Annotated in this window: 23 protein-coding genes; 5 read left to right on the top strand and 18 right to left on the bottom strand. The window is 61.0% G+C overall.

What is annotated here, in order from left to right; translation table 11 throughout:
• Nucleotides 1-82: 82 nt before the first annotated feature.
• On the top strand, nucleotides 83-1813 hold the full coding sequence (locus CRP40_RS12200; protein WP_027914151.1) for a dipeptidase: 1731 nt from the start codon (nucleotides 83-85) through the stop codon (nucleotides 1811-1813).
• 80 nt (nucleotides 1814-1893) lie between these two features.
• On the opposite strand, the gene CRP40_RS12195 is transcribed toward CRP40_RS12200, so the two are convergent.
• From CRP40_RS12195 to CRP40_RS12160, 8 genes are all read right to left on the bottom strand, one after another.
• Nucleotides 1894-3237, bottom strand: a complete 1344-nt coding sequence (locus CRP40_RS12195; protein ID WP_231977358.1) for an aminotransferase class V-fold PLP-dependent enzyme — start codon at nucleotides 3235-3237, stop codon at nucleotides 1894-1896.
• Nucleotides 3238-3254: 17 nt separating this feature from the next.
• On the bottom strand, nucleotides 3255-4151 hold the full coding sequence (locus CRP40_RS12190; protein ID WP_027914153.1) for an EamA family transporter: 897 nt from the start codon (nucleotides 4149-4151) through the stop codon (nucleotides 3255-3257).
• Between the two features lie 24 nt (nucleotides 4152-4175).
• Complete coding sequence (locus CRP40_RS12185; RefSeq protein WP_027914154.1) at nucleotides 4176-5402, bottom strand: hypothetical protein; 1227 nt, start codon at nucleotides 5400-5402, stop codon at nucleotides 4176-4178.
• 31 nt (nucleotides 5403-5433) lie between these two features.
• Entirely contained in the window at nucleotides 5434-6765 is a 1332-nt protein-coding gene (locus CRP40_RS12180) for a biotin carboxylase (RefSeq protein ID WP_027914155.1), read from the bottom strand.
• A gap of 28 nt (nucleotides 6766-6793) precedes the next feature.
• Nucleotides 6794-8134: an ATP-grasp domain-containing protein gene (locus CRP40_RS12175; protein ID WP_027914156.1), complete on the bottom strand. Its 1341-nt coding sequence runs from the start codon at nucleotides 8132-8134 to the stop codon at nucleotides 6794-6796.
• A 15-nt stretch (nucleotides 8135-8149) separates the two neighbouring features.
• Complete coding sequence (locus tag CRP40_RS12170; protein WP_023535779.1) at nucleotides 8150-8902, bottom strand: hypothetical protein; 753 nt, start codon at nucleotides 8900-8902, stop codon at nucleotides 8150-8152.
• Between the two features lie 69 nt (nucleotides 8903-8971).
• Nucleotides 8972-9283 (bottom strand): 2Fe-2S iron-sulfur cluster-binding protein, encoded by a 312-nt coding sequence (locus CRP40_RS12165; protein WP_231977360.1) that lies wholly within the window; start codon nucleotides 9281-9283, stop codon nucleotides 8972-8974.
• 78 nt (nucleotides 9284-9361) lie between these two features.
• Nucleotides 9362-10621 carry an MFS transporter gene (locus CRP40_RS12160; RefSeq protein ID WP_027914157.1) on the bottom strand — a complete coding sequence of 420 codons (1260 nt, stop codon included), beginning with the start codon at nucleotides 10619-10621 and terminating at the stop codon, nucleotides 9362-9364.
• 139 nt (nucleotides 10622-10760) lie between these two features.
• Here CRP40_RS12160 and CRP40_RS12155 point away from each other — a divergent pair, with 139 nt between their 5' ends.
• Nucleotides 10761-11216 (top strand): helix-turn-helix domain-containing protein, encoded by a 456-nt coding sequence (locus CRP40_RS12155; protein ID WP_027914158.1) that lies wholly within the window; start codon nucleotides 10761-10763, stop codon nucleotides 11214-11216.
• A gap of 130 nt (nucleotides 11217-11346) precedes the next feature.
• The gene (locus tag CRP40_RS12150; RefSeq protein WP_027914159.1) at nucleotides 11347-11784 is read left to right on the top strand and encodes a CBS domain-containing protein; all 438 of its coding nucleotides are present in this window, start codon (nucleotides 11347-11349) and stop codon (nucleotides 11782-11784) included.
• A 144-nt stretch (nucleotides 11785-11928) separates the two neighbouring features.
• Here the strand turns inward: CRP40_RS12150 and CRP40_RS12145 are convergent, their stop codons facing one another.
• From CRP40_RS12145 to CRP40_RS12135, 3 genes are all read right to left on the bottom strand, one after another.
• A complete protein-coding gene (locus CRP40_RS12145; protein WP_027914160.1) occupies nucleotides 11929-12171 on the bottom strand; it encodes a DUF2789 domain-containing protein in 243 nt (80 codons plus the stop codon).
• Nucleotides 12172-12385: 214 nt separating this feature from the next.
• Nucleotides 12386-13018 carry a LysE family transporter gene (locus CRP40_RS12140; protein ID WP_027914161.1) on the bottom strand — a complete coding sequence of 211 codons (633 nt, stop codon included), beginning with the start codon at nucleotides 13016-13018 and terminating at the stop codon, nucleotides 12386-12388.
• A gap of 130 nt (nucleotides 13019-13148) precedes the next feature.
• Nucleotides 13149-15059 (bottom strand): ATP-binding cassette domain-containing protein, encoded by a 1911-nt coding sequence (locus tag CRP40_RS12135; protein WP_027914162.1) that lies wholly within the window; start codon nucleotides 15057-15059, stop codon nucleotides 13149-13151.
• 50 nt (nucleotides 15060-15109) lie between these two features.
• On the opposite strand from CRP40_RS12135, the gene CRP40_RS12130 reads away from it, so the two are divergent.
• Complete coding sequence (locus CRP40_RS12130) at nucleotides 15110-15592, top strand: TIGR02444 family protein (RefSeq protein WP_027914163.1); 483 nt, start codon at nucleotides 15110-15112, stop codon at nucleotides 15590-15592.
• On the opposite strand, the gene CRP40_RS12125 is transcribed toward CRP40_RS12130, so the two are convergent.
• Nucleotides 15568-16509 (bottom strand): AlgP family protein, encoded by a 942-nt coding sequence (locus CRP40_RS12125; RefSeq protein ID WP_027914164.1) that lies wholly within the window; start codon nucleotides 16507-16509, stop codon nucleotides 15568-15570. The genes CRP40_RS12130 and CRP40_RS12125 overlap by 25 nt on opposite strands.
• 259 nt (nucleotides 16510-16768) lie before the next feature.
• On the opposite strand from CRP40_RS12125, the gene CRP40_RS12120 reads away from it, so the two are divergent.
• On the top strand, nucleotides 16769-17404 hold the full coding sequence (locus CRP40_RS12120) for an FKBP-type peptidyl-prolyl cis-trans isomerase (protein WP_027914165.1): 636 nt from the start codon (nucleotides 16769-16771) through the stop codon (nucleotides 17402-17404).
• A gap of 7 nt (nucleotides 17405-17411) precedes the next feature.
• Here CRP40_RS12120 and CRP40_RS12115 read toward each other — a convergent pair whose 3' ends face one another.
• The 6 genes from CRP40_RS12115 to hemC form a co-directional block, all read right to left on the bottom strand.
• Complete coding sequence (locus CRP40_RS12115; protein WP_023535822.1) at nucleotides 17412-17882, bottom strand: Rsd/AlgQ family anti-sigma factor; 471 nt, start codon at nucleotides 17880-17882, stop codon at nucleotides 17412-17414.
• A 212-nt stretch (nucleotides 17883-18094) separates the two neighbouring features.
• Nucleotides 18095-18616 carry a disulfide bond formation protein B gene (locus CRP40_RS12110; protein ID WP_027914166.1) on the bottom strand — a complete coding sequence of 174 codons (522 nt, stop codon included), beginning with the start codon at nucleotides 18614-18616 and terminating at the stop codon, nucleotides 18095-18097.
• Between the two features lie 222 nt (nucleotides 18617-18838).
• Nucleotides 18839-20077: a heme biosynthesis HemY N-terminal domain-containing protein gene (locus CRP40_RS12105; protein WP_027914167.1), complete on the bottom strand. Its 1239-nt coding sequence runs from the start codon at nucleotides 20075-20077 to the stop codon at nucleotides 18839-18841.
• Complete coding sequence (locus tag CRP40_RS12100; protein ID WP_027914168.1) at nucleotides 20074-21174, bottom strand: uroporphyrinogen-III C-methyltransferase; 1101 nt, start codon at nucleotides 21172-21174, stop codon at nucleotides 20074-20076. The genes CRP40_RS12105 and CRP40_RS12100 overlap by 4 nt, the downstream gene beginning before the upstream one ends.
• 30 nt (nucleotides 21175-21204) lie before the next feature.
• Nucleotides 21205-21987 (bottom strand): uroporphyrinogen-III synthase, encoded by a 783-nt coding sequence (locus tag CRP40_RS12095; protein ID WP_027914169.1) that lies wholly within the window; start codon nucleotides 21985-21987, stop codon nucleotides 21205-21207.
• Nucleotides 21984-22925, bottom strand: coding sequence for a hydroxymethylbilane synthase (hemC, locus tag CRP40_RS12090; protein ID WP_027914170.1), 942 nt, complete (start codon nucleotides 22923-22925; stop codon nucleotides 21984-21986). The genes CRP40_RS12095 and hemC overlap by 4 nt, the downstream gene beginning before the upstream one ends.
• Between the last annotated feature and the right edge of the window lie 71 nt (nucleotides 22926-22996).

Genomic DNA, 22996 nt, shown 5'->3' with positions numbered 1-22996 from the left:
ACCACAGGTCATTGGTGTTAGCGTGAGGGCCTTCCCGCACGACGGGGCCTCATCAATGATTGGCGAAGGAATGCGTACACTCATGCATCTGAAAAAGCTCACCTCTGTTTCCCTGCTGGCAGCCAGCATCGGCTTGTTCGCATTGCCTGCCCAGGCCAACCTCACCCAGCAGCAGTCTGCGGCGATCGTCAAGGCGTTCGACGGCAGCGATCCGCATGACTTCAAGCAGTTTCTCGGCAAGCTCAAAGGCAGCGAACTGGCCCAGGCCGATGACCTGGGCACCACCTTGGACACCTACCTGGCCGGTAAGCCGCTGGGCGCCGAGCAGCAGAACGAGATCAATCGCCTGCTCGGGCTCTACACCCGCATCAAGTACGGCAAGGCTGCCACCCAGACCCTGCGCGAACTGGTGGCCATTCCCACGGTCACCGTCGAGGGCACGCCTCAGCATGAAAACCCCGAGTTCCTGAAGATCGCCGACAAGATCAAGGCACTGGCCGACGGGTTTGGCCTGGCTTTTCGCAACGTCGACAACCGTGTCTACGAAATCTCCCTGGGAAGCGGCAAGGAAGTGGTCGGTATCCATGCCCATGCCGACGTGGTCCCTGTCACACCGGAAAACTGGAAGCTGGCCGACGGCACGCGCCTGGACCCGTTCAAGGTCACCCTGGTCGGTGATCGCATGTACGGCCGTGGTACCGAGGACGACAAGAATGGCATCGTCGTAGCGCTGTATGCCCTGAAGGTCGCCAAGGATGAAAACCTGCCCCTGGCGCGGCAATTCAAACTGCTGATCGACACCACCGAAGAAACCAGCGGCGATGCCATCCCGTACTACTTCGAGCGCAACCCTACGCCTGACTACAACCTCGCCCTGGATGGCGGCTATCCGGTGGTCATCGCGGAAAAAGGCTACGGCACCGTGATGGCGAATTTTGCCAAGCGTGCGGCCAGCGGCCAGGGTGCCGAAATCGTCAACCTTACCGGTGGGCTTGCTACCAATCAGATCCCGTCCACCTCGGTAGCGACCTTGCTCACCGACGACGCCAGCGCACTGGCGCAGCGGTTGAACACGGCCGGTGCCGAGTACGTGAAGCAAAACGGTGGCGACTTCAGCATTGCCGCCAAACCCGACGGCAAGCAAGTGGTGCTCACCGTGACCGGTGTGTCAGCTCACTCCTCGGAGCCCGAATCGGGCGTGAACCCTGTCGCGCGCATGCTGGACTTCATCAATGGCGTGGGCAAGACGGTGCCGTTGAAGCGGAACCAGTTCACCGATGCTGCCCACTATGCGGCGGACAACTGGGGCCTGGACTACCTGGGCAAGAAGCTGGGCATCGCCTATGACGATGCATTCATGGGGCCGCTTACCGCCTCGCCAACCTTCGTCGGTGTGGATGACAAAGGCTTGAAGCTGGCGATCAACCTGCGCATCCCCAAGGGCAAGGCGGTCGCGACGATCAAGGATGAAATCGCCGACAAGCTCGGTAAGTGGTCGCAGCAAAGCCATATCACGCCCGCCTACGACTACAGCCTGGACGAGCCGATGTACCGCAACCCAGAAGGCGAGTGGGTCAAGGCCCTGCTGGCTGTGGCCAGCGAAAACCTGGGCATGAAGCACGCGTTCGGTACGTCCGCCGGAGCCACCTCAGTGCATGACCTGCCCAACGGCGTGCAGTTTGGTCTGGCCATGCCCGGTGTGAAGTACACCGGGCATAACGACAACGAGTTCAAGACCGTGGACCAGTTCATGCTGGACCTGCAGGTGGTCAGCGAAATGGTGGCGCGGATCGGGCAGATGCCGAAGCTCTGAGATCCGCCTCTGCCTTTGGCATCGCTACCCGGCCTGGCAGGCCGGGCTAGCGCGCCCGGTGATCCCTGCACAGCCCTGAATCATGTCAGGCTGTGCATCACCTGCAGGGTCTTTTCAATGTCCTGGGGCGTGTTGGTGATCCCGGCAGAGAAGCGAACCGAGGTATGGCGGTAAGGTGTTGCGCTGGCAATGATGTTCTGCGCTTTCAACTTCGCCACCACGTCCTTGGGCGCCTGACCCTTAACGTCGCAGCACACGATACCCGCCGAAAACTGCGCGTCTTGGGGCGTGAGCAATGAAACATTGGGCAGTTTGGCCAGCCCTTCCTTGAGTTGGCCATTGAGTTCGGCAACGCGCTCGGCAATGCGCTTGCGGCCAATTTGCTCGATGAATCGGAACGCCTCGATCATCGCCCACTGATTCTCGAACGCCAGGAACCCTCCGGGGCTTACCCATGCCGCTTGCGTATCGCCCTGCGGCGCACGTTCCTGGCGCCAGGCATTGGCAGGCTCGGCCGCCATGATGGTGGGAATGGTCGGCATGACGTGGCGCCATTGCCCTTGGCGCCCCCACACCAGACCGGTTCCGTGCGGGCCGAGGATCCACTTGTGTGTACCGGCACTGAAGAAATCGCATCCCAGGCTGGCGACCTGCGCCTCGGAGCAGCCGAAACCATGCACCCCGTCAATCACGTACAGGATTCTCTGCGCCTCGTCACGGCCTTTGTTGAGCCGGGCCACCAGGTCGCCGATCTCCTTGACCGGCAACCGTACGCCGGTGCCTGAATGGACCCAAGTCATTGCCAGAATGCGGGTCGAAGGGCGAATGGCGGCTTCGATACGCGACACGATGGCATCGACGCTGACGTCCTGCGGCCCTTGGTAGAGATCGATGCGCCTGATGCTGCCACCCCACTTGACCACAGCCAGGCGCATCGCTTCGTCATGGGTGTACCACTCATGGTGGGTGGTGAGAATTTCCTGATCGGGATTGAGCTTGATGCCGTTGTAGATCATTGCCAGGCCCTGGGTCGTGCTGGTGGTCAGGGCAATGTCCTCTGCGCGCCCGCCCGTATAGGCGGCCGCGGTTTCGCAGACCTTGCGCCAGACCATGTCTTCGGGTTTGGCGAACATGTGGTCTTCGAGGTAGGTATAGGGGTTCTGGTCGAAGGCCTCCCGGTGCCGCGCCATGGCATCGCGCACCGGCTTGGGGTTGGATGCCAGAAAGAAGTTGGAGATATGCACATACCGTGGCGACAGCTGAAACTGCGCCCGTACCGATGCCCAGTCGGCAGGATCGAATGCCGGGGTTTCTGGCTCGGGCGCCGCAACGGCGCCTGCGCTGGACAGGCTGGCGATCATGCCGCCGCCAACCAGGGTGGCGCCCACAGCGCCCCCCATGAATCCACGTCTTCCCAAACTCATTTCGACTTCCTATCGATTCACAGTGAGGTCCGCGCAGTGCGCGCGGACAAAGCATTGAAGATGCGCTGCCCATACAGGCCGACAGCCAGACCCAGCACGATCAGGACAACGGCCAGTACCTTGCTGGTGGGCACGCTCTCGTTGAACACCAGTACCGAGCCGAGCATGCCGAAAATCGGCACCAGCAGCGAAAGCGGTGCGACGGTCGATACCGGGTACGTCTTGAGCAGCGAATTCCAGATCCAATAGGCAAACAAGGTGTTCGGATAAACCTGGAACAGAATCGACAGAATCGCCGTGCTGTCCACCTGATGGACCAGCGCGGTGTAGCCGGCACTGCCATTGACCGCGTAGTCGAGCACGAACAACGGGATCGGTGCAAAAGCGCTGGACCACACCAGGAACGCGAACACGTCCTTGGTCTTTGCCTTCTTGTTGATGACGTTGGCCACGCTCCATGCGCCAGCGCCCAGGAGTACCAGCAACACACCAGGCAATGTCACCGAGCCGTCGCTGATCGTGATGATGCACAGCAGCCCCGCTAAGGCCACCAGCATGCCCAGCACCTGAAAGCGCGTCAGTGCTTCTTTGAAGACCAACCCGCCCAGCAGGATGGTGAAGAATGCACTGAACTGCAGCACCAGCGAGGCAATGCCGGCAGACAGCCCAGCCTTGATCCCGAGGTTGACCACACCCCATAAGCCGATGCCGAACACCAGGCCGTAGCCAATGATGTAGCGCCAGGCCACATCGGGTTTGCGGATGAAGAAAATCGCCGGCAGCGCACACAGGCTGAAACGAATCCCGGCGAGGATCAGTGGGTCGACAGTGGCCAGCCCCAGTTTGATGACAGAGAAATTGATGCCCCAGATGGCCGTGATCAGAACGGCCAGCACTACATGCTGTGGTTTCATTGGCAGGCTGCCTTGAAGAAGAAGTTAAGCAACGGATGTCAGGTGCCGGGCCAGTGATACCCGCGAGAACAGATCAACCATCCAGTCGCGGGTACGCTCGGGCTCGGCGGTCTTGACGATGCCCGCCAGCGGCGCTTCGAATGCCGAGTAGGTCACGTGCCCAGGCAATGGTGCACCCGGTTCGAGCTCGTTCCACTGCACGATACAAGGGCTGCCGCGCAGTTCACCTGCGCCCTCGAGCCCAAGGAACGTGCGCTGCGGGTGAGTGTGCCCAGGGAACACGAACCATCCGTAGCCCAGGTCCGCCTGCCGGCCGCTCAGCGTCGAAAGGTCCAGTTCGCCGTCGACATAGATGCGCAGTTCCAGCGAAGGCAAATGAATCCCCGTGGCCATCTCATACGTCGCCACCACGTCAGCCCCGCCGACCCGGTTACCCACTTCGAGGAAGACCGGCCCGTCGGCGTCCATGATGGCTTCCAGGTGGAAGGCGCCGTGGGTGATCCGCACCGCGTTCAGCGCCTGCCCCACCCACTCCCGCATGGATGCGCAGCTGTCCACATGCCAGGAACCCAGCGGCGCACCCCGCTCCATGTAGTCCAGGCAGGTGCCTACGTATTCACTGGCCTGCATCGTGACGATTCGACCGTCGAGCACCAAACCATCGAAATGGCGGATGGGGCCTGCAACGTACTCCTCGACCTGAAAATCATCGATGTGCAACGACTGTTCATGGATTTTGCGCCGGATTTCGGCGTGGGCCTGAGACGGTAAATGTACGCTGACGTCCGCGCTCGAAGCGCCGCTGTGGGGTTTCAAGACCGTTTTGCCTGCCCAAGGCACCTGGCCTTGCGCGTCCAGGTAACAGGCCAGCGACATGAACTGCGGTATGCGCAAGCCGTTGGCCTGCACCGCTTGCTTCATCAGCAGCTTGTTGCGCGCCAGGGTCACGGTCTGTAATGAAGCCCCTTCAACGCCCAATGCTTCTCTCAAGCGTGCAGCATCGAGCAGTTCGTATTCGGACATTGAAATAATGCGATCAAAGCGCTGGGGGCTACCAGACAGCCATGCCAATGCTTCCTCACTAGCGCTGGCGGTACCCGCTCGTACCACCCGCTTGCACTGCAAATCGGCAGGCAGCGTGTCGATTGCAGCTTGCTTGCCGAAATAGGTGACTTCGTGCAGCGCATGATCGATGCCACGGTGGTATTCGATTCGGGGGTAAGGCACACGGTGGAGGATCAGAATCTTCATATTATTGTTCTCGAAGCGTGGATGGCGTCGCTCAGCAAGCGGCTTTGAGCAGGGGTTCGGCAGCCAGGCTGCGCGCCATGACCTCCAGCCACTGTTCGCGCAGCGCGCTGACCAGATCACGGATATCGGCCTGGGCATCGTGCAGCGTCACGCAGGCCTGCGCCACGAAATCGCCATTATCCCGGGGCGTGGCATGGACGAGACGGCGCGCACTGGTCACCCAAGCGCATTCGAGCAAGACGACAGCGTCCTGTGCAATGCCCAGCCGCTGTGCTGTGCAGGCAATGGTTTCCACCACCAGGGCATGAACGTCGCCTAGTCGGGCCACATCGACGGTCATGTCCTGAGGCACGCCGAACATGAGGGTGGCCGCGCTACAGCTAGGCTCTGGCAGCTCCTTGGGTATGGCTGCCGAAAATACCGAGTCGATCCAGGCTGCATACAAGTCAAGCCCGTGGACAGCTTGAGCCAGCGTCCAGATTTTCATGCCTGCAGGGCGCCGATTGGGTTCGACCACGGCCGTGTTGCAGTCTTTCTCGCTGAGCTTGATCTCGTTGTGGAACGGCCCGATGCGCTGGCCGACCAATCGGTTGACCTGCTCGCCCACCACACGGATGGCCATGCGCTCCTGATGATCGAGCCGGGCCGGCAGGATCTGCGCCACTTCTACCGGGTAGCGCCCGGTGGCACTCACTTTCTCGGTGATGAACCACAACTCGCCCAGCCCGTCGTAGGAGTATTCACGGTCAAAGGGTATCAAGGCTTCGGCCAGCACGCCGCTCGCCAGGTACGGCTCTACTTCGGCAAACGCCTGGTCGCAGTCTGTACCCGGGGCGACCAGGACGACGCCCCGGTTATTGCCCTCGGTCGTGGGTTTGATGACGAAGCCGTGAGCCTGACGCCGGGCGAAGTTCTGTACGTCTTCAAGGCACCTGATGCGTTCGAAATCCGGCACCATCACGCCGAGCTGTGTAAGCAGCGGCCCGATGCGCTGCTCGCTTATCCGATAGGCCAGCTTGTCGAACGCCCCCAGTGCCAGGCGGGCGTCGTCAACGGGCAAACCAAGGCGCTCAAGCAGCGCAGCGCCACTGGCCACGGCATTGTCGGAAAACACGATGCCAGCACTGACACGCGCGGCCTCGTCGCCTAATTGCTCAAGCACGCGCTGGATGAAGTCCGGCGCCAACGGGTCTGCGTCGATAAGCCGATCGCTGATGCGCAGATCGTGCGCCTGGGGAGCGCTGCGCACCAACCAGGTTTCGGCATTCCAGCGCTCACGGGCATGGTTGCGCATGTGTTGAACGTCGCCGATACGGCTCAAGTTGTAATCCACAACCAGCAAAACGGGTCTTTGCAAGGACATGTCAATTGTCTCCGGTGCCTGGCGGACGTCAGAAGCCTTCGGTCTCGTACTGGATATCGAGCGCGTCTGCGCTGCTACGAGACAGGCGCTTGAGTTCAGCGGGGTGTTCGGTGTGCGGGAATGTCCACAGCAACTGGCCGAGGAACACTTCACGGGCATGGGCAGGAATCACATCGCCTGCCTTGAGCAGGATGTGCGTCACGCTGGGTGCCAGTGGGGTCTCAGCCAGCTCGACGCTACGCAGGGTGCCGGGTTTGGCGAAATAGACGCGAAAGAACGTGGCCGTCGTCTGCTCGGTGGTGCCCTCGGCGTGCCAGCCAAGCCTGTCCAGACGCTGTGCGAAGGCCTCGCGCAGAGGCGCATCGTCCTGGCTTGCGAACAGCAGGTCCAGCCACAGCGAGAGCATGCTGTGCCCGTCAGCGACCGCCTCAACGCTATGGGAAATCAGGCTGCCGCCCACCCGTGGATTGACTTCGATCAGGTCCCAGTGCTCGCCGGTGAACCTGGCTTCGATGTGGTAGCAACCCCATTTCAGCGCCAGGCAGCCAAGCACTTCACTCAGCCATGCCAGGCCGGCTGCGATCTGCGCTTTATCGAGGCTGGCTGGCGGTGTGGTGCAGCTGTCTTCCAGCACCGTTTCGGCTGTCTCGGTGACTTCGTATTTTTCATGAATGGCCACCACGTGGACCTGGCCATCGAGCAGTAGGGTCTCGAAGCTGAATTCTTTACCGGGGATGTAATCCTCGGCCATGAACTCAAGCCCCTCATTGAAGGCCGAGGCATACACGGTGTCGCTTGCCGAAGCCTCTCTCAAGGCTTCCAACGTGGCCCAACGGGTGTCCGGACGCATTGGGAAGGCGGCATAGGAAGCGATGCCATGGATCGGCTTGATGAAGTAAGGCCGGCCATCCATCTGCAATGCCTGCAGGACCGATGCCGACAGAGCATGCGCCTGGACCTGTGAAAGCCCGGCTGCCGCCAGTTGGTTACGCACCCCGAGCTTGTTGCGCAGGGCAAGCGCTTGCTGAGGGCCAATGTCGTAGGTGCCAAGCGACAGGTTGGCCTGCGCCATCAGGTGCCGGTACCCCTCCCACACGCTGATGCAGCAGGTGACCTGTTCGCCTGCTTCATGCAGACGCTGGAGGGTTTGGGTAACCTCATCGCTGCGTAATTGGTGAGCGTCGCCGACATAGAGCCGGTCTGCCCAAGACTCGATTTGCTGCAAACGAGCCGGTACATGTTCAGGAAGCGGCAATGAAGAAAGCACGAAGCAGCGAAGCTGTCGACGATGCAGCTCTAACTTCAAGTCTTCCAGAAATGAAAAGCCGCAATGGCTCAGGATCAGCACACCAGGTCGCGTCGTCTTCATTGCCTGCACCATGGCTTAGGCTACCTTGGCTTGCGGGCTGGCCAGCGTGTCCAGGTACAACTCGTTGAAGTACATGGCCAACACTTTCTGATGCTCGGCCAGGTAGCGCTTGAGCGCAGCGATGTCCTGCTCACCTTTGATCAAGAAGCGCAATGCCGCCCATACCTCGCCTGGATGGTCATCGTTGATGTCGGTGTGGGAGTGGGAGATCTGACCCACGATCTTGGATTCGCCGACCGAACCCTTGAGCGCTTCGAGCTTGCGCGGCTCGAGCTTGACGTTGACGTATTCGACCAGGTACGAGTAGGCGATGACGCCCAGGGGGCCTTCATGGTCGAGCAGGTAGGAGAAGAAGCCTGCCAGCAGCTTGGTGGACAGGTAGGGTTCGGTGGCAAGGAACTCTTCGCGGCTGACGCCTACACGCTGGAGATCCTGGATGAACAAGTCGTCATGCAGCATTTCTTCCTGTTCGTAGTGGGCCCAGATCTGCGCAGCTTCCGGGCTGACTTTCGCCACCTCGACCAAGGCCTTGGCCTCGGCAACGCGCAGCAGGCGGATACGCCACGCCGTCTCGATCAGGTGACGCTTGTAGTAGGCGCTGTTGACATCCTTGCCTTCCAGGTGCGCGGCTTGCGGCACCGTCTTGTACCACTGATCGACCTGTTCATCGATGATGCTGTCGATTTCCCCACGCAGGTTGACCGATGCAGCAGCATTGAGGAACGGAGTGCGATCGCCATAGCCCACATTCTTTACACGGTTCAGCATATTCGAGCCTCTTCTTGGGTTCTGATACAAGACGCCACTCATCATGAGTCGACGTGAACAACGCACTGCCTAGCCAATGACTTCAATGGCCAATTCACCTCTGATCAGGCACTGGCAGGCCAGACGGTAGTCCGCCCCGCTATAGCCCAACAGTTCTATGAATGCTGTTTCCTCATCGTTGCGTGGATTCAACGCGTCCAGCCCTTCCTTGACTTTGATCAGGCACGCCCCGCACGCCCCGACGCGGCAGCCGAGCGGGATGACATTCTTGCCACCGGCCTCCCATTCGATGTCCGTAAGGGGTGAGTTGGAGGGCAGTTCAAAGTCGACGCCGTGGGAAGAAACGGTCAGTTTGTGCAGCGCCATACGTGCCTCGGCCAAGTTGAAAGTCCTGTGTCGCGCGCACGGCATCACGTTGCTGTGTCGAAACAATGAGCGCAGCTGTTGAATCGCAAGTACTTATCGGTTGTTGAAGTTCAACCACAACCAGTAGATCAAGGCGACGGCACTGATCGATGCGCCCAGCAGGCACACGGCTACCCAACCCGCCTGGGCGTAGGTGTAGGTCGCCGCGATGGCGCCGAGCCCGCTGCCCAGCGAGTAGAAGCACATGTAGGCGCCAACGAGCCTGCTTTGCGCATCCGGTCGTGCAGCGAAGATCAGGCTTTGGTTGGTGACGTGCACGGCCTGCACGGCGAAGTCGAGCATCACCACGCCCAGGACCATTGCCAGCAGCGAGCTATGGACGAACGCCGTCGGAAGCCAGGAAAGGGTCAGCAAGACCAGCGCAATGCCTGTGGTGCGATTGGCCAGGCCACGGTCTGCCAGTCGCCCGGCCCTCGCCGCTGCGAGAGCCCCTGCTACCCCGGCAAGGCCAAAGAACCCGATTTGGGTATGCGAAAGCGCAAGATCTGGTTCACTGAGCGGCAGGACCATGGATGTCCAGAGCACGCTGAAGGCAGCGAAGATAAGCAACGCAAAGACTCCGCGCACGCGCAGGGTACGTTCGCGCAGAAACAGCTGCAGCACCGAACGCAGCAGGGCAAAGTAGCCGCCGCTGACCGCAGCGCGGGGAGGGGCGGGCAGCGTGCGCCACAACACGAAGGCCATCCCCGCCATCAGCGCGGCCGACACGAAATACACGCTGCGCCACCCGGCCAGATCGGCCATCGCGCCAGACACGAAACGTGCAAGCAGAATCCCCAGGACCACGCCGCTGGTCACAGTCCCCACGGTCTGGCCACGTTGCTCGGGGCTTGCCAGTGCCGCAGCGTAGGCCACCACCACCTGCACCAGTACGGCCATCAACCCCACCAGGACCATGGCACCGAGCAGCACGACCCAGGCCTGCGCCAGCCCTACGGCGCAGAGGGCCAAGGCGCTGAGGAGCATTTGGCAGAGAATGAGCTTCTTCCGGTTGACCAAGTCGCCCAGCGGCACAATGAACAGCAAACCGACCGCATAACCTGCCTGGGTGGCCGTGACGACGATCCCGATGGTGCTGGCAGGCACCGCCAAACTGCTGGCCATGGACTCGAGCAGCGGCTGGGCGAAGTACACATTCGCCACGGCCATTGCGCAGGTAATGGCAAAGAGGAAGGTTTGGGAAGGGCTGAGTGTGGTACTACGCGGTGTGTCGCAGCGCGCCGTGTCGTCACGGTTGGCAGACGCTTCGGCTGTCGCCGCCCGCTTGACCGGGCTATCTGGCCTGTACGGCATGCACTTCCATCCTTGGAATAGGTTTCAAAAGGAAACCACTTGTAGCGATTTCTAACAAATCAGGTTTTTAAATGCAACTACTGACCATGAACGTTTTCTCATATGGTTAGCGCTTTTCATCATCTGCTCATGGACAAACATGGCCAAACAGGAACAGTTAGCGCGCAGTGAATGCCCAGTGGCGCGCACCCTAGAAGCGATTGGGGACCGATGGGTATTGATGATCATCCGCGAAGCGTTCGACGACGTACGGCGGTTCAGTGATTTTCAGAAGCGCCTTGGTGTCGCCAAGAACATCCTCACCGTAAAGCTCAAGGCAATGGTCGAATTGGGCGTGTTCGAGGTCCGGCCTGCTTCCGATGGGAGTGCTTACAAGGAGTATGTGCTGACCGAAATGGGCCGGGCCGCCTTCCCCATCGTCATCAGCATGCGCCAGTGGGGAGAGCGTTTTTTGTACGGTTCAGGTGAATGCCACTCGATCATGCTGGACAACATGACAGACCAGCCCCTTGAGACGATCACCGTTCGATCCCGTACAGGCCAGCAGTTGAGCCCGGAGGATTGTCACCGACGACTGATCACCCGAGGGGGTTGAGGCAAACGCTCCTGCATGCTCATGACGTTTTTCAATCACCTCGATGCCGTTTCCTGCATTGCCGGATGGCGCCGGGTGGTCGATGCTTGCAGGACCGTCGCCAGTGTTTCCTCGACCCGCAGAGGCCCCCATGAAAAACGTCGAACAAATCCTCAAGAGCAAGTCCGAACACCAGACCGTGTACACCATCGGTCCGGACGACTCAGTGCTCGACGCCCTCAGACTGTTGGCCGAGATGAACATCGGCGCGTTGCCTGTCGTTGAAGGCAGCGAGGTGGTAGGTATCGTCAGTGAGCGCGATTATGCGCGCAAGCTGGTGCTCAAGGGACGCTCGTCGGCCGCCACGCCGGTGCGCGACATCATGAGCGCACCGGTGGTCACCGTGGAGCCGAAGCACAACCTTGAATACTGCATGAACCTGATGACCAATCGACATTTGCGCCATCTACCGGTGGTGAGCAACGGTGAGCTGTTGGGGCTGTTGTCGATTGGCGACCTGGTCAAGGAGACCATCGCGGAGCAGGCAGGGTTGATCTTGCAGCTCGAGCAGTACATCCGCGGCGAGTGAGGCATTTCAGGGCTCGGCCACCTGCATGCGCTACAGGTAAGACTGGCCGTCAGCCGGTTCCGGAACTGTCTATACCTTGAATGGCAGTATCGACGCGTTGACCGGAACGGCTCACGGCCCCTCACGCTTCACGCTGCAGGTAACTTATTTCTTGGCCGGATGCAGCGCTTCGTTCAACTGATCGGCCATGGGAACCCAGTCGGCATCGGCGGCGTAGCTTTCCTTGAGAAAGGCACGCTGGCCCTCACTCCAGAACGGTGCATCGACCAATTTCACATCATCATCGAGTGGCGAATGGGTGGTGATGAAGCGCTCGATCTCGACCGGGTCGTCGTCCAGTCCAAGCTGCTTGAACAATTCGGAAAAGTGGTGAGTCGGTTTGTCCATGATTCCTCCGCAGTGCCGGCATGCGCTTTGGTGTAAGCGCCAGTCCTGTTTGAGAGCTTGCGCTCAAGGGTGGGCATCAGCGCCCTAGGCAGGACGACCGCAATCATCCTGCCTGGGAATAGACAGCGCGCCACAGCAGAAGACTCGATAAATCACCGTAATGCCTTGAGCAGAAAGCTCTGAGCCAGAAGGCGCAGCCACCTCTGCCCTGGATTTACAGCGGCGCGCGGCGCAAGGTGGCCAGGAACGTGGCCGCACCGATGAACAGCCCGGCAAAGGTACGGTTGAGGCGCTTTTGCTGCTTGGGTGTGCGCAGCACCCTAAGCACGCGTGCTGCAAGCCCCGTATAACCCGCCATCACCAGCAGATCGACGGCAACCATGGTAGCGGCGATGGCGATGTACTGTGGTAACAAAGGCGCATGAGGATTGATGAACTGCGGCAGCACCGCCAGCATGAACACCAGGGCCTTGGGGTTGCTGACGTTCACAAGAAAACCCCGGAACACCAGGCTCAGCGGTTTGCCGATGGGTCGTATACCGGATTCATCGCTCATGTCCATGGGCAGGGCGCGCCATTGCTTATAGGCCAGGTACACCAGGTAGGCGACGCCGAACCATTTGATCACATGGAATGCGGTGGCCGAAGCAGCCAGGATGGCCCCGACGCCTGCCGCAATGATGGCGATCTGCATCACCAGGCCGATCTGCAAGCCCAGCGCATTCCAGTAGCCGCGCCAGAACCCATATTGCAGCCCACTAGACATCGAGGCGATAGCGCCCGCACCCGGAGACAGGCTGATAACCCAGCAGGCGGCAAAAAAGCCCAACCACACTTCCATCGACATCCCACACCTCGCTCATGCACATGTTTCAAAGCATTAAGCTAAGGTGCCGATGAAAAAATGACCAGCGCAATTTGAGCGATTTTGCAGCGCTGCTTGCGAAGGGTCGGTAGCAGCGCTCGCAAAAAGCGCGTCAGCTGAGCGCTTCGAGTTCGGCCTGCATGGTTTCGAGCGTTTCCAGTGCCTGCATCCAAGCGTCTTCGAGGTTGCCTTCACGCTGCTTGAGCGCGGTTTGCCGGGCCAGCAATTCACGCAGCTCGTCCTTGCGGGCGGCTTCGTAAAGACCACCATCACCCAACGCAGTCTCGATCTCGGCCAACTGCGCATGCACCTGGTTGAGTTCAGCTTCAAGCTTGTCAGCGGTCTTCTTGTGCGGCGCCAGTTGTTGGCGCAATGCTGCCGCAGCCTGGCGCATGGCCTTCTTGTCGGTCTTGTCGGGGTTGGTTACCGCGCTACTGACCGGCGCGTTGCGCTGGCGATATTCCACGAGCCAGCGGCTATAGTCATCGAGGTCCCCGTCGAAGGGCTCGACCTTACCGTCGGCGACCAGCAAGAAGTCATCGGTTGTGCTTTTGAGCAGATGCCGGTCGTGGGACACCACCACCACTGCACCTGCAAACTCCTGCAATGCCATGGTCAGGGCCAGGCGCATTTCCAGGTCCAGGTGGTTGGTGGGTTCGTCGAGCAGCAGCAGGTTTGGCCGCTCCCAGGCGATAAGCGACAGCGCAAGCCGTGCCTTTTCGCCACCCGAGAAGTTCACGACCGGCTCGTCTACGCGATCGCCATGAAAATCGAAACCACCGAGGAAGTCGCGCAGCGTCTGCTCGCGCTCGGTTGGGGCAATGCGCTGCAGGTGCAGCAAGGGGCTGGCCTTGTCGTCCAACGAGTCGAGCTGATGCTGGGCAAAATAGCCGACGGCGAGGTTTTCACCCCGCACCAGGCGCCCGGACAATGGCTCAAGCTCACCGGCAAGGTTCTTGATCAAGGTGGACTTGCCGGCGCCGTTGGGGCCTAGCAGGCCGATGCGTGCACCCGGCACCAGCTGCAGCTTGACCTTCTCGAGAATGGCCTTGTCGCCGTAACCCAACCGCCCTTCGGACAGGCTCAACAGGGGGCTGGAGATTTTCTGCGACTCGCGGAACACGAAATCGAACGGCGAATCCACGTGAGCGGCCGACAGCTCCTCCATGCGCTCCAGGGCCTTTATGCGGCTCTGTGCCTGACGCGCCTTGGTGGCCTGGGCCTTGAAGCGCGCAATGTATTTTTCCATGTGCGCACGCTGCGCCTGCTGCTTCTCGTATGCTTGCTGCTGTTGGGCCAGGCGTTCGGCACGGGTGCGTTCGAATGCACTGTAGCCGCCCTTGTACAGGTTCAGCTTGCGCTGTTCGACATGCAGCACGTGATCGACCACGGCATCGAGAAAATCCCTGTCGTGGGAGATCAGCAACAGCGTGCCCGGGTAGCCCTTGAGCCAGTCTTCCAGCCAGAGGATGGCGTCCAGGTCCAAGTGGTTGGTCGGTTCGTCGAGCAATAACAGATCGGAGGGGCACATCAATGCCTGGGCCAGGTTCAGGCGCATCCGCCATCCACCGGAGAAGTCGCCGACGCGGCGGTCCATCTGCTCGTTGGTAAAGCCTAGCCCCGCCAGCAGCTTGCGCGCTCGCGCATCGGCGGTATAACCGTCCGCACTGTCCAACTCACTGTGCAGCCGGGCCAGTGCCGTACCGTCATGGGCCTGCTCGGCCTCTGCCAACGCAGCCTGCACCCTGCGCAATCGCACATCGCCGTCGAGCACATAGTCCACGGCCACCCGGTCGAGGGTATCGACCTCCTGGCGCATGTGCGCGATCCGCCAGTCTGCCGGCAGGTGGCAATCACCGCCATCGGGCGACAACTCACCGCGCAGCAAAGCGAACAAGCTGGATTTGCCGGCACCGTTGGCACCGATGAGGCCGGCCTTGTGACCGGTGTGCAGGGTCATCTCGGCGCCATCTAGCAAGCGCTGCGGACCACGCTGTAAAGTGAGGTTGGATAGTCTGATCATGATGGTCGCGGAGTCTACCAGCTTCCTCGGCCCATAGCGCGAGTGGAACCATGCAATGCGACTTGTGGGATCACGCCTTGAGCCTGTACGCCAGGCCCGGTGTGGAAGCGGCTTGCCTCGACCTGCAACGGCAAGGGGGCGACGTGTGCCTGCTCTTGTGCGCCACCTGGCTGCAGGCCAGGTCAATCGAGGTGCAGCAACAGCGCGTCGAGGCCTTGCAGGGCTGTGCAGGGCCCTGGCAACGGGATGTGGTCTCACCCTTGCGAAGCCTGCGCGAACAATGGCGAGAATCAGCGAAAGGCGACCCACCGTTGGCTGAGCTGCGAGAGCAACTCAAAAGACTGGAGCTTTCAGCTGAAAAAGCGCTGTTGGAACGCTTGCAAGCCTGTGCAGCACAGTGGCCCGCCGGCAGACCGGGACATACTGGCGACTGGCTGGCTTGGCTTGCACCGAGCCAGCTGCGAGATCACCGCGCACTTGAGCAGTTGCGCGCGGCGGCGCTGGCGCATCAGGCGTCGGTGGACGACGACTGAGCAGCTCCTACGTCGGATACAGGTGTGGCAGGGTTCACCGAGTTGCCGGACGCTGGGGCTTTGTCGTCGGCAGCCGTCGCCGGCTTGGCACTTGTGGATCGGCTGCTGGCAGTGCGAGTGGCCGTTCGGGTGGCGGTGCCACGGGTAGAGGGTTTCGCAGGTGCGGGCTTGCTTGCGGCTTTTGCACTCGCTGCCTTGGCTGCAGGCTTGGCTGACGTCGCCTTGGCAGCCTGGGTGCTGGATGCAGAAGATTCAGCCGCTGAAGCCTTGGCCGCTGTCGCTTTCGCAGGGGACTTGGCTGCGCCCGGCTTTGTGGCAGCCTTGGTTGCGGTAGGCTTCGAGGCCGATCTGGCAGCAGGTTTGGCTGCCACGGATTTTGCGTCAGCGGCCTTGGCTGCAGGCTTGGTAGCTGCGGTGCGCGCAGCCGGTTTGGCCTTGCCAGTGGCTGGGGTAGGCGATTTGGCGGCTGTGGTCTTGGTAGCAGGCTTGGTAGCAGCTGGGGCGGCAGCCTGGGCTGCACGTTGGTCGAGGGCCTTGGTAGCGGCTTCACGCACCTTGCCGACGCCCTGGGCCAGTTTCAGACTGTCCTGAGCATCGCGCTTTAGCTGCTGGATGTAGCCGCGGGTCTGGGTCTGGCGGTCCTTGAGCGAGTCGAGCAGCTCTTCGAGCTCGGCAACGGCCTTTTTGGCCTTGTTCTGCGACTTGGCTTTGCCCGCCGTTGCTGCGTCTTGCAACTTCAAGCGACCGTCATGCAGTTTTTCCTGGGCCTTGCCGCGCTGCTTTTCCAACTTGGCCAACAGCTTCTCTGCATCAGCCAGCGCTTGCGAGCAGGCCTCTTCCAAATGTTCAAGCAAGCTACCCGAAAGTTGCTGAAGCAGGTGTAACGGCGTGCTGACTGGCTTTTTCTTGGCCGACATGACTTACCTCCTGACTGATGAGAGTGCGACTCATACTATGCTTCCGCTGCGCAGGCCGCTAGGGCATCTTGACCGCAATATCCATACACTGTTGCATATCAACGTCTGAGCACATCTCGCACCGCAAGCACGGCAATTAACTACGCTTCGCCAGCGCTGACCTGCTGCTGCTCAATGCACCGTGTGGTCCGGCACGCCGCGAGCCCGTACCGTCGTGAACACTGGCATACTTCGCCCCCCACCGCCGTAGGAATTGGTCATGCTTCGATCCATTGTTCTAGGTTTTTGCCTACTGCCGATGTTGGCCGTGGCCGACACCGATGATCAGGACCTTGCCTACAGCCTGGGTGCCAGTCTGGGTGAACGGCTGCGACAGGAAATGCCAGGGCTACAGCTCGATGCGCTCGTCGAAGGCTTGCGCCAGTCTTACCAGGAACAGCCCTTGAAGTTGAGCCAGGCCCGCATGCAGGCGCTGCTCGAACAGCACCAACCGCAGCAAGACGCTGCGCCCCAGGCGCCTGAAGCCGCAGAGATACGTTTCATGGCCAATGAGCGGGCCCGTGCTGGCGTTCATGAGTTGATGCAAGGTGTGCTGTACAGCGAGCTACAAGCAGGCAATGGACCGCAGCCCAAGGCGGGCGCCAAGGTGCTGGTCAATTACGTGGGACGGTTGCCCAGTGGAGAAGTGTTCGACCAAAGCCGTGAGCCGCAGTGGTTCAGCCTCGACTCGGTTATCGAGGGCTGGCAGATGGCGCTGCCGCAAATGCATGCGGGTGCAAAATGGCGACTGGTGATTCCGTCTGCACTGGCCTACGGCGCCGACGGCGCGGGTGATCTGATTGCACCCTACACGCCGCTGGTTTTTGAAATCCAATTGCTGCAAACCAAGGACTGAATGACCCTCAGACGGGCGCCAGGCCTTCTTCCTTGTGCGCGTTGTGCAGCACTTCGATCAGGCAATCTTCAAGCTCGAAGCGCTCATGCAACAAGCTGCCAAGCTTGCCAAGCTTCTCGGCGAAGCGTTCGGTGTCCCTGCATTCAGCCTTGACGCAGTGATCGTTGAACGCCAGTGCAATCTGGGTAATGTCATCAATGCGTGGGCTGATCTCGCCTGCAAGATCAAGGGCTCGGGTGTCTCCAAATGCCTTGGCCTCGCTGACCAGTTGTTCACAGATTTCGAAATGCCACGCCGAGACATAGTCCACCAGCAGCGCACAGAAGTCGCCGTTGGTGTCTTTGTCTGCAAAGGCCGGTTTGGCATCACGCAACGAACGATAGGCATGAACCAGTTGCTCGCGCTCGCTCAGCCAACGGTCGATCAGCGCGTTGACCCCGCCCCAGCGTTCCTGTGCATTCTGACAACTATCGAGCATGGCGATCTCTTCCCCTGTGGGTAGATGCCGCTGCTCCTCGCGTAGCGCTGCTAAGGCACGAGATTGAATTAGCAGAACAGCATCAAACCTTGGATTTTCGGTAGGCGTGCTCGGAGATTATTCCCACGCAAGCTGCCCTTCAAGGTACGCAGGGTAATAACTTCGTACAAGTGTTTAATACGCCGTCTTACCGCCATTGGTCGTGCTGCGGCTCAGCGTTGTTTGAGGTCATGGGTGAGCAGGGCATGCAGGCGACCTGCAAGTAGATGACCGAGCGCAAACGCAGCCAGGAGCACAAAGGCCATCAGGCTCCATTCGGGTAACGTCAAGTCCATGAAGCTCCAGGTCAGCGCATTGCAATCAGGGGCACCGGAAAATAGTTGCCGGGCAAGCTCGTTCCAGTACTGCCCAGCGTTGTGGTCGATGGCGACGGGGCAGACCAGGTCATCGGCCGCAACCCCCTGCAGCCAGACATGCCTTGCGGCTACTGCAGCGCCACCCAGTGCAAAGCCAAGCGCTAGCTGGGCATAGCGGCGTTGGCCTTCGAGTGCCGGCCCATGCAGCACTGCGCTTAGACACACCAGTACATACCCTGCCAGCAGCGCCCGTTGTGTCACACACAGTAGGCACGGCAACAGCCCGAGCGCATCTTGCAGCTTGAATGAAGTGACTAGGGCAGTGAATGCCACCAGGCAGGTTGGGAAGAAGAAAGTACGCAGGCGGGCCGGCAGCATGGGCAGTGAGGGTCCCGGTATCGGTAGTCGTGGCTTGAAACGGTAGAGGAATCACATCCTTTGTTTCAAGGCACAACAGTCGAGACAATTCCCAGCGTTACCTAAGAAATATCCAACTGCTGTGTAAGACGCGCCTTAAGAAAATACGTCAGGATTTCTCTGGCCCGAGCCGAAAGATTACCTCCCCTTGAAGCCCGCGGCTTTGCGCGGGCCAAGGTCAGGTCAAGCGCGAACCGTCTCCGGCAACGGCAGCGCCAGCAGTCGCTCATCGAGCAAACCAAGCCCTTCCTGGAAGAGTTGGTTGCTGCGCTCCGTTTCGCCAAGGCCTGCGAGCAGACGTGCCAGCTCAGCGCAGGCCTCGGGGTTGCGCTCCATGCGCAAGCTGCTTTCCAGATAGTCACGGGCCTTGCCCCACAGCCGATTCTGCAAGCTGAGCCGACCCAGCGTCAGCAGCAGGCTGGCATCCTGAGGATGGTCCTTGAGCCAAGCTTCGGCGGTCTGCAGCTGCTGGGCAGGGTCTTCACCGCGCACCAGGCCGTACAGCCGAGCAAGGTGGCTTTCGTAGTTGCGCTTGAGCGCCGTGCGCAATACCTGCTCGGCCTCGCCCTGAGCGCCGAGCTGGCGCAGTTGCTCGGCATAGGCCAGGACCAGTTGCGGCTCCTGACGCTGGGCGGAGGTCAATTGCTGCCAGGCACGCTCCAGGGCTTGGCGGGCCGTTTGCGCATCTTCACCCCGGGTCTGTGCCAGGCTCAGGTTTTGCCCCCAGGCACGACGTTCGAGCGTGGCGAGCTCGGTGGCGGGCAATACCTTGTTCTTGCGCAGGTCCGGCATCAGGCGAATGAGCGCAGACCAGTCGCCGCGCTCAAGCTGCAAGCGTTGCAACAAACGCAGTACCTGAGTGTTCTGTGGATGGCGCTCCTGCATGGCCAGCAACGTCTCCAGCGCCCCGTCGTTGTCGCCACGGTCCATTTGCAGTTGGGCATGGGTCAAGGCCACGGCAAGCTCTGCCTGAGGTTGCCGCTCCAGCGCACGCTCCAGCAGACCGTCGCTTTCCTCGACACGGCCCTGCTCGTTGGCGGCCTTGGCGGCGCCAAGGTAATACATCAGCGGTTGGCGTTCGGCTTCTGCAGCCCTGTGCAGATGACGCTGGGCGCTGGCCCAGCGCCCTTCTGCCAGATCCAGTTGGCCCTGTTCGATGGCAACGCGGTTGCGCCGGCTGCGGTTGCGCCGGGACCAAGGGTTGACCGCCCCGCCGGACGCCAGGAGCAGGCCGACCAGAAAACGCAGCACCAACAGCGCCAGGATGACGGCCAGCAAGCCCAACAGCGCGGCCCAAAGCCCGGACTGATAACGGAAGCTGCCATAGGAAATCATCACGTAGCCGCTGTGCTTGGCCACGGCCACGCCGAGGGCCGCTGCCACCACAATGGCCAGTACCGCCAACAGGTAGACACGCTTCATGGCTTGTCTCCCTTGTCCTCGGCAGGCAGATGCCGGCGCTGGATATAGGCCTGAACGGAGGCAAGGCTTTCACTGAGGTCAGGGGTAACGACCGAAACGGGTTGCTCGGCCAGTGCGTTCAGGCTGTCGAGCATGGCTTTGCTCTGCGGATTGTCGGCGTTGAAGTTGGCCAGCAGCACGCTGCGTGCATCGTCCAATGCCTGGGCATAGACCTTCGCATCGCCGTTGAGCGCTGCCCATTGCGCCTGTTCCAGCGTAAGACTCAACGCCAGGCGCAGCTGATTGAGCTGCTGCCCCGCGAGCAGTGGCTTCACATTCTCGTCTGCATTGAATTCAATCTGGAAATACTTGGATATTTCCGACCACCATTTGGACAGGCGACTGGCGCCATCGCCGTCACTGGTCAGCGCACCCATGGCATTGGCGTCATTGTCGAATTCCGGGGGCTGGGCGCTCAGTTGCTGGACGAGCTCACGCTGGGCCGCCAACTTCAGGAACAGACCGGTGCGGTCAGGCTGCTGGGTATTGTTGAGCGTGGCGAGGCTGCGGGCCAGTTGCTCGCGCGCGGCGAAGGCGCCAGGGTCGCTTTGCTCGCGCAAAATCTCGTCGGCCCCTTCGACCAGCGCCTTGGCACTGGTGATGTCCTGCAAGGCCGACAGCCTCAAGGTCGCCAGGCGCAACAAGTGCTCGGCTTCGGCCAGGCGCCACTCCTTGCGGCTTTCACCCAGTACGGTCTCAAGCCGCTGACTCAGACGTTGCTGATCGCCTTGGAGCTGCGCGACCAGACGACGACGGTCTTCAAGCTCACTGGCTGCCGGCAGACCGGCCAACTGTGCGCTGATTTTCTGTTCACGCTGCTGAAGCGCCTCGGCTCGCTGGTTCAGCGCCTCCAGGTGCTGGCCCTGGTCGAACTCGCTGCCTTGCAGTTGGTGCACTTGCCAGGCGCCCCAGCCGCCTACAGCGATGCCGGCAGCGCCCAACAACAGGGCCAGCGCGGCTAAGCCATTGCCGGAGCGCTTGGCGGGCACTGGGGTGACAGGCTCCGTCGGCGCCTGGGCCGACGTTTGATCCTTGTTGGACAAGACAGTCTCGCTCACGTATCCATCCTTTGCATGGGGGCGCGCCGCCTAGAGCTTGGCGCCTGGGTCGGCAGGTGCAGCGCTGCGCTGCACGGCTGCCAGCAAGGCCGCAGCGCTGGCGCCACGGCAATCCACAACGTGTTGGGCACCTGCGGCCCGGGCCTGTTCAGCGACCCGCGGGCTTGGTACGAACACCGGCAAGCGTGCCAGCTGCGGCCATTGGCTACCAGCCTGTTGCTGCAAGTGTTCGAAACCCTGTCCACTGCTGACCACCAGGCCATTAAGGCGTTCCGCTTCGATGCGATGCAACAGGTAGCCCGCAGGGTACGACGGCAGGTCGCGGCGATACAGTTCCAGATAATCGACGGTAGCACCTCGCTGAGCAAGACGCTCTGCCAACAGTTCGCGACCTCCGACACCCCGCACGATCAAGATGCGCGGCCCTGCGTTCGCCAGAACCTGTTGGAGCGCAGGCAATTCGAGCAAGGCTTCACTGTCGTCCCCGCATGCGGGGAAGCTGACATCAAGCTGTGCATCCTGCAGCACCGCAGCCGTAGCCGCGCCTACCGTGAACCAACCCTGCATCGGTACGGGCAGTTGCCGCTGCGCCGCTGCCGCCAGCAATAACCTGGCAGCCGGTTTACTGACCACGATGAACCCTTGGTAAGTAGACAGTCCCTTGAGCAACGCCAATTGCGGCGGCTGCAGCATGACAGGTTCGATCGCAAGCAAAGGCATGCAGCTGCTGGCTATGCCAGCTTGGCCCAGTGTGTGGGCAAGCGCTGCACACTCCTCAGCGGGTCGGGTCAACAGCAGGCGCCAAGGGCTCACGAATGCCCTGCCTCGCCGTAGACTTCCTTGAGAATGGCCTCAGCACCCTGATTGAGCAGATCTTCGGCCACCTGCACACCGAGTGCTTCAGCTTGCAGGCGAGGCGCCCGAGCCTGGGCGACCAACAGCGTACCGCCATCTGGATGCCCTACCAGGCCCCGAAGCCACAGCTGGTCTTGTTCAAGCACTGCATAACAGGCGATGGGCACCTGACAACCGCCGTTCAGGCGTTTGTTCAAGGCGCGTTCGGCTACCACACGATCGGCCGTATCGAGATGATGCAAAGGCGCGAGGAGCGCGTGGATCTCTACGTCGGCGCTGCGACATTCGATGCCAACAGCGCCTTGCCCCCCGGCAGGAAGGCTGTCGTCGACGCTGATGCTATCGGTGATTCGCGCTTCGAAGCCCAACCGGATGAGCCCGGCTGCCGCCAGGATGATGGCGTCGTAGTCACCCGCGTCGAGCTTGGCCAGGCGTGTATTGACGTTGCCGCGCAGAAAGCGAATCTGCAGGTCGGGACGGCGGGCCAGCAGTTGGGTCTGTCGACGCAGGCTGGAAGTTCCGACGATGCTGCCGGCAGGCAATGACTGAAGGCTGTCGAACCGGTTGGAAACGAACGCATCGCGCGGGTCTTCACGCTCGCAGATGCAATACAGGCCAAGGCCCTCGGGAAAGTCCATGGGGACGTCTTTCATCGAGTGCACGGCGATGTCGGCTTCGTGCTCGAGCAGAGCGGTTTCCAGTTCCTTGACGAACAGCCCTTTGCCGCCGATCTTGGCCAAAGGTGCATCGAGCAGCTTGTCGCCCCGGCTGACCATAGGCACCAGGGAAACTTTCAGGCCAGGGTGGGCCTGTTCCAGGCGCGCCTTGACGTATTCGGCCTGCCACAGGGCCAGGGCACTTTTACGAGTGGCAATACGGATTTCGCGAGTGGACATGTAACGCCCCGAACCAGAGAAATGCCGCCGATGATAGCAGCATCACCGGCGGCACTAGCAGATACGGATCA

The sequence above is a fragment of the Pseudomonas sp. URMO17WK12:I9 genome (assembly GCF_900230165.1).
GTDB classification, from domain to species: Bacteria; Pseudomonadota; Gammaproteobacteria; order Pseudomonadales; family Pseudomonadaceae; genus Aquipseudomonas; species Aquipseudomonas fulva.
Note: the sequence above shows the minus strand (reverse complement) of the source record. Positions and strands in the feature narration are given on the sequence as shown.

Excerpts from the sequence above, each read along its gene's own strand:
- CRP40_RS12200 (WP_027914151.1), top strand. The coding sequence starts at position 83 with ATGCATCTGAAAAAGCTCACCTCTGTTTCCCTGCTGGCAGCCAGCATC.
- CRP40_RS12195 (WP_231977358.1), bottom strand. The coding sequence starts at position 3,237 with ATGAGTTTGGGAAGACGTGGATTCATGGGGGGCGCTGTGGGCGCCACC.
- CRP40_RS12190 (WP_027914153.1), bottom strand. The coding sequence starts at position 4,151 with ATGAAACCACAGCATGTAGTGCTGGCCGTTCTGATCACGGCCATCTGG.
- CRP40_RS12185 (WP_027914154.1), bottom strand. The coding sequence starts at position 5,402 with ATGAAGATTCTGATCCTCCACCGTGTGCCTTACCCCCGAATCGAATAC.
- CRP40_RS12180 (WP_027914155.1), bottom strand. The coding sequence starts at position 6,765 with ATGTCCTTGCAAAGACCCGTTTTGCTGGTTGTGGATTACAACTTGAGC.
- CRP40_RS12175 (WP_027914156.1), bottom strand. The coding sequence starts at position 8,134 with ATGAAGACGACGCGACCTGGTGTGCTGATCCTGAGCCATTGCGGCTTT.
- CRP40_RS12170 (WP_023535779.1), bottom strand. The coding sequence starts at position 8,902 with ATGCTGAACCGTGTAAAGAATGTGGGCTATGGCGATCGCACTCCGTTC.
- CRP40_RS12160 (WP_027914157.1), bottom strand. The coding sequence starts at position 10,621 with ATGCCGTACAGGCCAGATAGCCCGGTCAAGCGGGCGGCGACAGCCGAA.
- CRP40_RS12155 (WP_027914158.1), top strand. The coding sequence starts at position 10,761 with ATGGCCAAACAGGAACAGTTAGCGCGCAGTGAATGCCCAGTGGCGCGC.
- CRP40_RS12150 (WP_027914159.1), top strand. The coding sequence starts at position 11,347 with ATGAAAAACGTCGAACAAATCCTCAAGAGCAAGTCCGAACACCAGACC.
- CRP40_RS12145 (WP_027914160.1), bottom strand. The coding sequence starts at position 12,171 with ATGGACAAACCGACTCACCACTTTTCCGAATTGTTCAAGCAGCTTGGA.
- CRP40_RS12140 (WP_027914161.1), bottom strand. The coding sequence starts at position 13,018 with ATGTCGATGGAAGTGTGGTTGGGCTTTTTTGCCGCCTGCTGGGTTATC.
- CRP40_RS12135 (WP_027914162.1), bottom strand. The coding sequence starts at position 15,059 with ATGATCAGACTATCCAACCTCACTTTACAGCGTGGTCCGCAGCGCTTG.
- CRP40_RS12130 (WP_027914163.1), top strand. The coding sequence starts at position 15,110 with ATGCAATGCGACTTGTGGGATCACGCCTTGAGCCTGTACGCCAGGCCC.
- CRP40_RS12125 (WP_027914164.1), bottom strand. The coding sequence starts at position 16,509 with ATGTCGGCCAAGAAAAAGCCAGTCAGCACGCCGTTACACCTGCTTCAG.
- CRP40_RS12120 (WP_027914165.1), top strand. The coding sequence starts at position 16,769 with ATGCTTCGATCCATTGTTCTAGGTTTTTGCCTACTGCCGATGTTGGCC.
- CRP40_RS12115 (WP_023535822.1), bottom strand. The coding sequence starts at position 17,882 with ATGCTCGATAGTTGTCAGAATGCACAGGAACGCTGGGGCGGGGTCAAC.
- CRP40_RS12110 (WP_027914166.1), bottom strand. The coding sequence starts at position 18,616 with ATGCTGCCGGCCCGCCTGCGTACTTTCTTCTTCCCAACCTGCCTGGTG.
- CRP40_RS12105 (WP_027914167.1), bottom strand. The coding sequence starts at position 20,077 with ATGAAGCGTGTCTACCTGTTGGCGGTACTGGCCATTGTGGTGGCAGCG.
- hemC (WP_027914170.1), bottom strand. The coding sequence starts at position 22,925 with ATGTCCACTCGCGAAATCCGTATTGCCACTCGTAAAAGTGCCCTGGCC.